This window comes from Paracoccus sp. 228, from assembly GCF_000967825.1.
Lineage (GTDB): Bacteria > Pseudomonadota > Alphaproteobacteria > Rhodobacterales > Rhodobacteraceae > Paracoccus > Paracoccus marcusii.
Genome location: NZ_JYGY01000001.1, coordinates 202,839 through 213,675, shown reverse-complemented (window position 1 = coordinate 213,675; position 10,837 = coordinate 202,839). Strand labels below are relative to the sequence as shown.

Annotated in this window: 9 protein-coding genes; 7 read left to right on the top strand and 2 right to left on the bottom strand. The window is 65.0% G+C overall.

Translation table 11 applies throughout. The features are described from left to right. Nucleotides 1-7: 7 nt before the first annotated feature. From SY26_RS00980 to SY26_RS00950, 7 genes are all read left to right on the top strand, one after another. Nucleotides 8-1,192, top strand: coding sequence for an alginate export family protein (locus tag SY26_RS00980; RefSeq protein ID WP_045998920.1), 1,185 nt, complete (start codon nt 8-10; stop codon nt 1,190-1,192). Nucleotides 1,193-1,340: 148 nt separating this feature from the next. Further along, complete coding sequence (locus tag SY26_RS00975; RefSeq protein ID WP_045998919.1) at nt 1,341-1,589, top strand: DUF2188 domain-containing protein; 249 nt, start codon at nt 1,341-1,343, stop codon at nt 1,587-1,589. Between the two features lie 188 nt (nt 1,590-1,777). After that, nucleotides 1,778-2,788: an ABC transporter substrate-binding protein gene (locus SY26_RS00970; protein ID WP_045998918.1), complete on the top strand. Its 1,011-nt coding sequence runs from the start codon at nt 1,778-1,780 to the stop codon at nt 2,786-2,788. Next, entirely contained in the window at nt 2,785-3,819 is a 1,035-nt protein-coding gene (locus SY26_RS00965; RefSeq protein WP_045998917.1) for an iron ABC transporter permease, read from the top strand. Before SY26_RS00970 ends, SY26_RS00965 begins: the two co-directional genes overlap by 4 nt. Then, nucleotides 3,816-4,571 (top strand): ABC transporter ATP-binding protein, encoded by a 756-nt coding sequence (locus SY26_RS00960; RefSeq protein ID WP_045998916.1) that lies wholly within the window; start codon nt 3,816-3,818, stop codon nt 4,569-4,571. Before SY26_RS00965 ends, SY26_RS00960 begins: the two co-directional genes overlap by 4 nt. A gap of 211 nt (nt 4,572-4,782) precedes the next feature. Further along, the gene (locus SY26_RS19740; protein WP_052715068.1) at nt 4,783-5,535 is read left to right on the top strand and encodes a hypothetical protein; all 753 of its coding nucleotides are present in this window, start codon (nt 4,783-4,785) and stop codon (nt 5,533-5,535) included. A 904-nt stretch (nt 5,536-6,439) separates the two neighbouring features. Beyond that, nucleotides 6,440-8,146: an AAA family ATPase gene (locus tag SY26_RS00950; protein ID WP_045998915.1), complete on the top strand. Its 1,707-nt coding sequence runs from the start codon at nt 6,440-6,442 to the stop codon at nt 8,144-8,146. Here SY26_RS00950 and SY26_RS00945 read toward each other — a convergent pair whose 3' ends face one another. Together SY26_RS00945 and SY26_RS00940 are read right to left on the bottom strand one after the other, a co-directional pair. Further along, nucleotides 8,147-9,199: a TAXI family TRAP transporter solute-binding subunit gene (locus SY26_RS00945; RefSeq protein WP_045998914.1), complete on the bottom strand. Its 1,053-nt coding sequence runs from the start codon at nt 9,197-9,199 to the stop codon at nt 8,147-8,149. It lies immediately after the preceding gene. A gap of 26 nt (nt 9,200-9,225) precedes the next feature. Beyond that, nucleotides 9,226-10,743 (bottom strand): hypothetical protein, encoded by a 1,518-nt coding sequence (locus tag SY26_RS00940; protein ID WP_139598748.1) that lies wholly within the window; start codon nt 10,741-10,743, stop codon nt 9,226-9,228. Nucleotides 10,744-10,837 lie beyond the last annotated feature (94 nt).

The window sequence follows — 10,837 nt, the reverse complement described above, 5'->3', positions numbered from 1 at the left end:
CTTGCGCATGGACCGTATCGGCCCCCTGCTGATTGCCGCGACCCTGTCCCTTCCCGTCCCGGCCCTGGCCGATCCGCCCGCGATCGAGTTCCGTCGGTCGCTGCAGCTGGACCTGGCCTATGAACGGCAGACGGATGATGGCGACCGGGACCGTGAGGGGGCCGTCAGCCCGCTGTTCCGCCTGATCGGCGAGGTCGCGTCAGAGGAAACCTGGTCCGGCTTCTTCGAATTCGACGTCTTCTCCGAACGGGTCTGGGAACGCGGAGAGCCGCGCAGCACGACCAACACCGCGCGCGTCAATCAGGCCTATCTGCAGTATGACGACGGCTTTCGCATTCGCGCCGGGCGGTGGCTGTACCGCGATGAACGCGAATGGCTGATTGATGAGAACATCGACGGTGTCATGGCCCGCTTCGACGCAGGTCCGGTACGCGTCGACGCGCTGGCAGGCCGCGTGGGCTGGCTGCCCCGCACCCTGTTCGAGCCGGGGTCGCGCGGCGACCGCATCGCCTATTACGGCCTGCTTGCGCAGATGGAACCTGTTGATGACCGCTTTGTCGAGGCATTTGCCATCCTTGGCGACGACCGCGAGAGGGGCGCCGGAGAGCAGCTGTCCCTGGGCCTGCGGTCCTGGGGAGAGTTGGGCGACGGCCTGACCTATTGGGCGGATGCGGGGCTGTCGCGCGGATCGGACGACGACCGCCGCCTGAAGGGATACGGGTTCGACATCGGCGCGACCCGCCTGTGGGAGGATCACAACCTGCAGCCCCGCGTGACGGTGGCCTTTGCCCAAGGCAGCGGCGACGGCGACCCCGACGACGGCACCGACCGCGCCTATCGCCAGACCGGGCTGCAGTCGAACGAGGCGCGTCTGGGCGGGTTCGCCAAGCTGAAATACTATGGCGAGGCGCTTGATCCCGATCTGAGCGACATCCGCATCGCGACCGCGGGCGTCGGCCTGACCGCAAACGACGCGGTATCGGTCGATCTGCTGTACCACCACTATCGCAGCGTGTCGGTGACACAGGGACAGGACAGCCACCTGGGCGACGCGCTGGACCTGGTCCTGGGCCTTCGTCCGACCGATGCACTGGAAATCGACGCGGCGATCGGCTGGTTCGCCGGGGGGTCCGACGCGGCCGACCCCGACCGCGGCATGGCTGCCCGGATCGAGATGGAATACGCGTTCTGACGCGCCTGCCAGCGGGCATGCAGGGCCAGGAAAGTTTTCGCGGAACGGAGCGAGCGGGCGGGCCGTTGATGCGGGAGCTGTGAAAACAGGCAATCGTGCGGACCGGACGACCCGTGACCGTGCGCCTGCCCAAGCAAGGACAAAGCGAATGACCAAGATCGTGTACGAGATCGTCGAGCATGACGGTGGCTGGGCCTACAAGCTGGACGACGTGTTCTCGGAAACCTATCCCACAAAGGAACAGGCGACCGCGGCCGCCAACGACGTCGCCGCGCGGCAGCAGTTGAGCGGCGAGTCGGAGGTCGTCCAGTACCAGGACGAAAAGGGCAACTGGCGCGAGGAGGACGTGTCGGGCGACGACCGCCCCGAGGTCGACGTCCGCGACGGCGTGAAATAAGCAGGATAAGCCTTATAGTTGACAGCGTCGGCGCAACCCCCTGTGCCGACGCTGATGTTTCCGTCGCCGCAAGACCGCCACCCTGCGACGCCCTCGTTGAGGGGCCCTAAAGTTGACTATTTTCGTTGCCGACCTGATCCGGCGGTGCTATCGGCCCCGCAACGTCATACACGATCAGGCAGCAGACCATGCACCAGCCCCCCCGATTCATCCTTGCGGCCTTGGCCTGTCTTGCAGCGCCCGCGACGCTGTGGGCCGAACCGACGCAGTATCCGCTGACGCTGGAGAACTGCGGCGTTGAGATCACCATCGAGCAGGCACCCCAGAATGCCGTGGCTTTGGGCCAGAACAGCGCCGAGATCCTGCTGATGCTGGGGCTGCAGGACAGGTTGGCCGCGTCGGCCTTCTGGCCCACCAAGGTGCTGCCCGAGCTGGAAGAGGCGAATGCCGCCGTCGAGATCCTGACCGTCGAACAGCCCACCTTGGAAGGGATCCTGACCAAGGAGCCGGACTTCGTGGCGGCACAGCTGCCGCTGCTGCTAGGCGATGACAGCAAGGTCGCCAAGCGACAGGACTTTGCCGATCTGGGCATTCCAAGCTATCTGTCGCCCGGCATCTGCAACACCCGCGACGATGCCGGCGACATCTATGGCAGCCGCGATCAGCTGTGGAACATGGACCTTCTGTACCAGGAGATCGACGAGCTGTCGCGCATCTTCGACGTGGCCGATCGCGGGCAGGCGCTGATCGCCGACTTCCGCAAGCGCGAGGCCGACCTGCGTGCGCGGTTTAACCGCGACGACGACACGACCTTCCTGTTCTGGTTCTCCAGCCCCTCGGCCGGAGAGGACGCCTATCTGGGCGGCAAGAACGGCGCGTCGGGCTTCATCGCCGACATGCTGGGCGGCCGCAACGCGATCACGACCGAGGCGGAATGGCCGACCGTCGGGTGGGAGGGCATCATCGCCGCCGATCCGACCTATATCGTCGCCGCATCGCTGGACCGCGACCGGTGGGACCTGGACCGCGCCGACAACAAGATCGCGTTCCTGGAAAGCGACCCCTCGGTCAGCCAGATGCCCGCGGTGCAGCAGGGCCACATCCTGACCATGAACGGCGCGGCGATGAACCCGACGATCCGCACCATCTATGGCGCCGAGGAGCTGGCCCGTCAGCTGGACGCGCTGCAGGGGAAATGAGCGTTTCGGCCCATCGCGGCAGGGGAGGTTTCGCCGCCCTGCTGATGATCGCGACCGCGGCCCTGACGGTCGCGGTGGCCTTGGCCGTCAGCATTGGAGAGATGCGGATCCCGCTGGCGACCGTCGGCCTGTCGGCCACCAACCACCTGGGCTGGACCGATGCCCAGATCAGCCGCATCCAGGACAGCGTGATCTGGGACCTGCGTCTCAGCCGGGCGCTGGTCGCGGCGCTGTGCGGGGCGGGATTGGCGATCTGCGGTGCGATCCTGCAATCGCTGCTGCGCAATACCTTGGCCGAACCCTATGTGCTGGGCGTGTCCGCGGGCGCGTCGACGGGGGCCGTGGCGGTGATCATCCTGGGCGTCGGCGCGGGCACCGTGTCGCTGTCGGCCGGCGCCTTTGCGGGGGCGTTGGCGGCCTTTGCCTTCGTGGCGCTGCTGTCGGATGGCGGACGCGGCGGGCCGGATCGCACGATCCTGGCCGGGGTCGCTGCCGCACAGCTGTTCAACGCGCTGACCGCCTATGTCGTCACCACCTCGGGCAACGCGCAGCAGGCGCGTGACGTGATGTTCTGGCTGCTGGGCAGCTTTGGAGGCGTGCGCTGGCCGGAATTCCAGCTGCTGGCCGTGGTGATGCTGATCGGGCTTGTCGTCTGCATCTGGTATGCACACGCGCTGGATGCCTTCACCTTCGGCGACGACGCGGCCGCATCCATGGGGATCGCGGTGGGCCGGGTGCGGATCGTCCTGTTCGCGACGACGGCATTGATCACCGCGACCATCGTCAGCATGGTCGGATCCATCGGCTTTGTCGGGCTGGTCGTCCCCCACGCGGTGCGGTTCCTGATCGGGCCGGGACACATGCGTCTGCTGCCCGCCTGCGCGGTGGTCGGCGCGGTGTTCATGGTCCTGGCCGACATCGTCTCGCGCAGCGTGATGACCCAGCAGACCCTGCCCATCGGCATCGTCACCGCGCTGGTGGGCGTCCCGTGCTTTTCACTGATCCTGTACCGCGCGAGGGCCACGGCATGAGCATCGCAGCCACCAACCTGTCCTGGGGCGTCGGGCGCAAGGCGATCCTGCATGACGTGTCGCTGCGCGTCCAGCCGGGCACGATCCTGGGGCTGTTGGGGCCGAACGGGTCGGGCAAGTCCTCTCTGCTGCGGCTGTTGGCGGGGCTGCGGCCGCCGGACCGGGGCCAGGTCACGCTGGATGGACAGGACATCGCGGGAATGCGCCGGCGCGACCTCGCACGGCGCGTGGCTCTGGTCCAGCAGCACGCGCAGACCGAGATGAACGTGACCGTCCAGGAGGTCGTGATGCTGGGACGGACACCCCACCGCGCGCCTCTGGCGGGATGTTCGACGGCCGACATGATCGCGGTCGAACGGGCGCTGGAACAGGTCGACATGACCGCGTTCCGCCATGAAAGCTGGCAGGGCCTGTCGGGCGGCGAGCGTCAGCGCGTCCAGATCGCCCGTGCCCTGGCCCAGCAGCCCCGGGAGCTGTTCCTGGACGAGCCGACCAATCATCTGGACATCCAGCATCAGCTGGACCTGCTGCGGCTGGTTTCCAGACTTGGGCTGACCAGCATCGTGGCGCTGCACGATCTGAACCACGCGGCCATGTTCTGCGACCGCCTGCTGGTGCTTGACCAGGGCCGCGTCGTGGCGGATGGTCCCCCGGCCGAGGTGTTGACGCAGGACCTGTTGGCCGACGTGTTCCGGGTGACATGCGATTTTCATCACGCGCGCGACGGACGGCGTCACATCCTGTTCCAATAGGACCAGCGGTCGCACCAACAACCTGGACGGAAAGACATGGCGCCTTCCGCAATTAAGCGTTGAAATTAAGCGATTTTTTGCCGTTCAGCGGGGATAACCGGAACTTGACGTGACACGCGGGCGGGGTCCGTTATGCATCCCACAACGCGTGCAACGCCCCGGTGGCTGATCAAGGTGCCGGGACGCACGCATCACAGCAAAGGCCCGTGACATGACCCAACGCCGCAGCCAGCTGACAGCCCGCCTTGGGGCGCTGACCATGACCGCCTGCCTGATCGCCGCGCAGGCGGGGGCGCAGGGCAATGCGGGGGGCATTCCCACGGCGCAGGACATCTGGCGGCACCTGCCGCCCCTGCCCGGCCAGACTGCCGCGCCCGAACCGCAGCCGACGCCCGAAGCCCCCCCGGCGCCCCGACCCGAGCGGGCGGCTCCGGCGGAACCCGCTCCCCGCACGCCGGTCGCCGTCGCGCCACCCAGCCCGCCTGTCGCGGCGCCGGTACCCGTGCCCGTCGCGCCATCACCGGCGCCCGTGCCGGTTCCTGTGCCTGTGCCCGTTGCGCCATCGCCGGTGCCCGTCTCACCTCCCGGTGCACCCGTGTTCACGCAACCCCCCGCCACGACGGCCCCCGTGCCGTGGAATGGCATCCCCGCGGCGACACCGTCCTTCGGATCGCGGACATTGGCGCAGGCGCGGGTCGTGATCCACTATCCCGAACGCGGCGGGTTCGAGCGTTCGCAGGAAATCAGCCGCCTTCTGCGCGCCCTTGGCACGGCCGAGGTCGAGACCCGTCCCGTCCGCTACGCAGTCGACCGCCAGAGCATCCGTTATTTTCAGGACGCCGACCGCGAGGTTTCCGGGACCATCGCCGACTTGATCGGCGGGGGTGGCCGGGAGACGGTGGCAGACTTCACCTTCTTCCGCCCCACCCCGCGGGACGGCACGATCGAAATTTGGCTGCCGTGATTGGGGGCGTCTGTATTGGCGCCTCCGGAGAGCGGAGTACTCTGGCGTGAAGCCAAGGCGATCGTGACTTGCCTTTCCGGGTAGGCTGGCCTTTCCCCTATAAAACAGGCCATGAAAACGCCAGCGCATAGTACTAGGCGTCTCGATTGCGCTGGCCTGCCGATCATTTAAAAGCTCAGTATACTTGCAGTTTTTCTGAACGCTCCGGTGGTGCCAAAAGCGAAAAACTTTTCTCCAATATTCGCTACATGGTTGATAGATTATTTTCGTATCAACCTTTTGGAGAATAAGGCTCAATCATCCATGTCGGTAAAAGAAGTGGAATATGCTGTTCTATACTTAAAAGTCCGGGCAGGACTTTCTATTATGCGCATGCGCCACGGAATCAACAGATGCAAAGCCGTCTGCGCCAATAACGCCCAGAAGGACATTTTAAGATACCAAAAGGATTAACGTGGAGACGTACACTATTTAGTAGATGTTGCTCGCTAAACCCCAAGGCTATTATCTTACATGAATTTGATTTATAAAAAAAATTCTAGAAAAAATCCTTGCGGATATTCTAGCCTAACCCTAAACGCATCTGTCGGTCATGCCATAAAAACTAGCCCATACTGGTATCATTTAAAAATTTCGGCATTTTAGGCGATCATACTAAAGACCCCTAAATAATATATATGCCAAATATTTTCTCGGAGCGTCTGTAAAGGTTTCAACAGAGGCGTTCATCATGGCACCGTCATACCGCCGGACAATACCAACAATTGACATGCACTTTTCAGGGACCTGAGCAGGTGGCCGATGGACCCTCGCGCCATTCTTGTTTACCTTGGTTAACAGAGCATTTCGATTGTGTGGCATCCGTTGCGGTATGCTTGGACCTCGTGCCTTGGTGGAGAGAGCAGTGGACAACGCCTTTGATACACTGTCCTGCCCCTGCTTCGCGTCGGCACCGGGCCGGCATCAACTGTATCTGACCGAAGCGCATCGCGATCATCTGGCGATGATCAAGGCCTGGACCAAGTTCGATCGTGGGCTGCTGGTCCTGTCGGGGCCGGCCCGGATCGGGAAGACCGTCCTGACGTCGGAGTTCATCGCGCAATCCTCCGGTGACATGAAGATCGGACGGGTCACGCTGGATCGTCCGGGCATGGATCTGTCGCAGGAAGCGCCCAAGGCGTTCGGCATCAGTTCCCCAGACCCGCTGACGGAACTGACACGGCTTCTGGAGAAAGGTCGCTCGACCTACCGGAAATGTGTCCTGATCGTCGACAATGCGCATCTGTTGTCCGAACCCTCCAAGGAATTCCTGGAGGAGATCACGGCCGCCTCGGGCTTGCCGCAGCCGCTGTATGTCCTGCTGGTCGGACGCGGAGAGGCCGCCGCCCTGCTCGACCCCCCAATTCATGACGAGTTGCGGCGCAGGATCGGGGGGCATCTGCGGATGCAGCCCCTGACGCAGGCAGAGACCGCCGACTATATCGCGCATCGCTTCCGCGTCCGGAAATGCCCCTGTCACGGGGGACGCCAGCCCTTTGATGCCGGCGGGCTTTGGCTGATCCATGAGGCCTCCGGCGGCAATCCCGGCCAGATCGACCGTCTGGTGCGGCACTGCTTGTCCCGGGAGCGGATGGCTCCAGGCGGCCGGATGGACGAGGTTTACGTTCATGTCTGTCTGTCCGACTTGGCGCAGGCCGGGACCCTGCCCCACCCGTTGCCCGACCTGCCTGCAGGCGGGTACCGCGATGAAGCGGCATCCATCGAAGAACCCGCTGCACCGCCGTCTTTCCCGGAACCCTATGTTGGGACAGCGCCCGCGGGGCATGTGCCCTTGCTGCTGGAGGAGCCGCCCGCGCGTCGGTGGCAGACGCCCGCCCTGGCCGGCGCGGCCGTGATCGGTCTTGTCGCAATCGGCGGCTATGTGCTGACCCCGGACCGGGCGCCCGTCGATCAGGCCGCGGAAACTCCGGCGGTGACTGTCCAAGCACCAGAAGCGGCGTCCCCTGCACCCGCGCCCATCGCACCGGAACCCGTGGCCGAACCCGCCCCGCGGCAGGCCGCGATCGTAACGGAGGTCGAGGAGAACGCTCCGGACGCGCAGATTCTCCTGACGCAGGCGCTTGAGGCGGATATCGTCGATCAGGCGGCGGCGCTGGCGCTGTACAAGCGTGCTGCGCTGTGGGGCAACGAACGGGCCGCGTACTATCTGGGTCAGCTGTATGAGACCGGCATCGGGGTCGAGGCCGATCCGAACAGCGCCCGCGCATGGTATCGCAAGGCACCCGATATCTCGGGCGCCGTTGCACGGCTGCGCGAGCTTGATGTCGCCGATGCGTCCCCCGCAGAGGTTCCCGGCATGCCCACCCCGAACCGCCAGACCATCCTGACGGCAGGTCAGTCCGAACTGTACTGGTCCGCACCCGATGGGCCGGACCCGGTGCAGTATCGCGTGGAATTCAACGTCGAAGGATCGGAGCAGATCGAACAGATCGACACCGACCTGACAGCAGCCCTGATTGAACAGCCCGTTGCACGGTGGCGGGTCGCGGCCCTGCGCGCCGACGGTACGCCCGGCCCGGCATCGGACTGGGCGGTGCCGACGGCGCCCTGATCAGCAGCCCAGAACGGCGCAGATGTTGCGGCGATAGGCCGCGTTGGCCTCGCTGTCGGTCGGCGTCTCGGCCTCTGGCGCGACGGGGGTGCAGCTGGGCACGTATTCCGGGTCGATCCCCCGGTTCACGCAGGTCGAGATGTCCCAGCCCAGCGGAATGTCGGTCAGGTTGACCGACTGCCATTTTGCATGACCGTCGGAGCGCAGGGTGTCGATGTTGGACAGGATCAGCGACGACAGGTCCGACACGCCGCGGCAGCTGGCCTGATGATAGCGGTTGCCACGTGGATCGTATTCATAGGTCATCAGCACCGCCTTGACGGCGACCAAGTCCACCGGGTCCGGCTGAAAGGCATAGGTCCCGCCCGCCAGCGTCGCCGGGGTATAGACCGCCTGCAGCGTGTCATCCTGGATTGGCAGCAGGTGGAACTGCTCTCCGTCGATCTCGTTTTCGGCATACAGTGCGGCGGGCGCCCCCGCGACATAGAAGAAGGCATCGATGTCGCCCGCTTCCAGCTGCGGCAGCGCATCGCCGGGTGCGATGGGCAGCACCTCGGCCGGTTCGATGCCGGCCAGAGAGATCATCAGCGATGCGGTCAGATAGGTGCCGCTGTCTTCGACCCCGATGGCGACCCGCTTGCCATTCAGCCCGCCGAAGTCGGCGATGTCGCGGCGCGCCAGGATGTGGACTTCCTCCTCGTACAGGGGAAAGGCGATCCGAACGCCGGCGATGGCCCGCGCCACGGCAGGATCATCGCTTGCGAATGTCTGCATGTACTCCAGCACGTCGTTCTGGACGATGCCGAACTGAGTGTTGGGGCGCTGACGCACGGCCAGGAAATTCTCCAGCGAGCCGGCCGATTCGACGACCTCCAGGTTCTGGCCGCATTGCTGCATCAGGCCGCTCAGGTCGCGACCGATCTGGATATAAGTGCCGGTCGGCGATCCGGTCATGATCGTCATGTCGGCGTTCTGGGCATGGCCTGCGACGGACATGCCGGACGCCACGCAGATCCCGAAGGCAAGGCGTTGCAGAAGCTTGGAAATTGGCATCGTCGTCTCTTTCCGCTTGAGGAATGTCAGCATCCGTCCAGCCCGGCCAGAAGGACAAGCAACGCTTGGCGGTTGATGGGGTTCTGGACCTCGCGCAGCGCGTCGATGGTGCACTGGCCTTCGACCAGCAGGTCGCGCAGCCGGTCGCGCGACGCCTGTGATTGCGGAAGACCGGGCGTGGTGGCCAGGATGGCGCTGACCTGATCCGCGTCCCGCGGTTGCAGAGCCGAGCCGTCGTCGCCGGTGACCGCCAGTTGCGCGTCTGCCGCAGGTTCCTGCGTTGCCACGGGGCCCGGTTCGGCGGGCGCATCCGTCGGCGGCTCGGGGGCGGCTGCCTGCTCCGGCTCAGCCTGCTGTGCGGCCAAGTCGGTGCTCAGCGTCTCGATTTGCGTCTGCAACGCTGCGGCACGCTCCTCCTGCTCCGCGATCTGTGCGGCAAGGCTCTCGGACCGGTCCAGCTCGGCCTGCATCGCGTCACGACGCGTGGTCAGTTCCGCCAGTTCCGACTGCACTGCATTCAACTCGGCCTCGGCCGCGGCCGCCTGTTCCTCCTGCTCCGCGATTTGCGCGGAGAGGTTTTCAGACTGCTCCAACTCAGCCTGCATCGCATCGCGACGCGTGATCAGCTCTGCCAGTTCCGCCTGGAGGGCATTCAGCTGCGACTCCGCAGCGGCAGCCTGCTCCTCTCGCTCCGCAACCTGCGTGGAGAGGCCTTCCGCCTGTTCAAGCTCCGTCTGCATCGCATCGCGACGCGCGGTCAACTCCGTCAGTTCCGTCTGAACTTCGTCCAACTGGGCCTGAGCGGCGGCCATCTGATCCTCCCGCTCTGCAACCTGTGCAGAGAGGCCTTCGGATTGCTCCAGTTCCGCTCGCACCGCGTCGCGACGTGTGGTCAGCTCAGCCAGTTCAGCCTGCGCGGCAGCCAATTGCGCCTCGACGGCAGCCGCCTGTTCCTGTCTCTCTGCAACCTCTGCAGAAAGGCTTTCGGACCGCTCCAATTCCGCCTGCATCGCATCGCGACGCGTTGTCAGATCCGCCAGCTCCGCACGCATCGCGTCAAGCTGCGGTTCAATCTCCTGCCGCGCAGAGGTCATCTCGTCACGGCTGGCGGTGGCGGCTGCTATCTCCTCCTCCAGCACGGCAAGTCTCTGTGCCTGCTCCTGCTCGGTCGTGCGAAGATCTTCCGTCCGTTGAGCCAGTTCCTCCGCCTCGGCGCGCCGCGCTTCGAGGGTGGTGTTCAAGTCCTCAAGTTCCGCCTCAGCCGCCGCGATCCGGGTTCTCAGATCAGCTTCCTGCGCCTCTGCACTCTCGGTGCCGCTTTGAACCGTGCCCTGGTTCTCTTGCGCGCCCGCAAGGCTTTCCTGCTCCTGCGCAAGCTGGCTGGTCGCCGCCTCGATCCTGGCCGTCAGCTCGCTCAGCTCCGTACGCGCCGCCTCGACCTGAGGCTCCAGCTCGGCAGCCTCAAGCTCCATTTGCGCGATGATCTGACGCAAGGCCTGCGCCTGCGCGGCCAGGTCATCCGGCGTCGCCTGCGCCGATGCCAAGGGAGCTGTCCCCAGAAAGCCGACCGCTGCCAGAGCGGCTATCGGAACACGAGAAAACACGAACACAATTAAAATCCTCCGTAGTTTCATAATG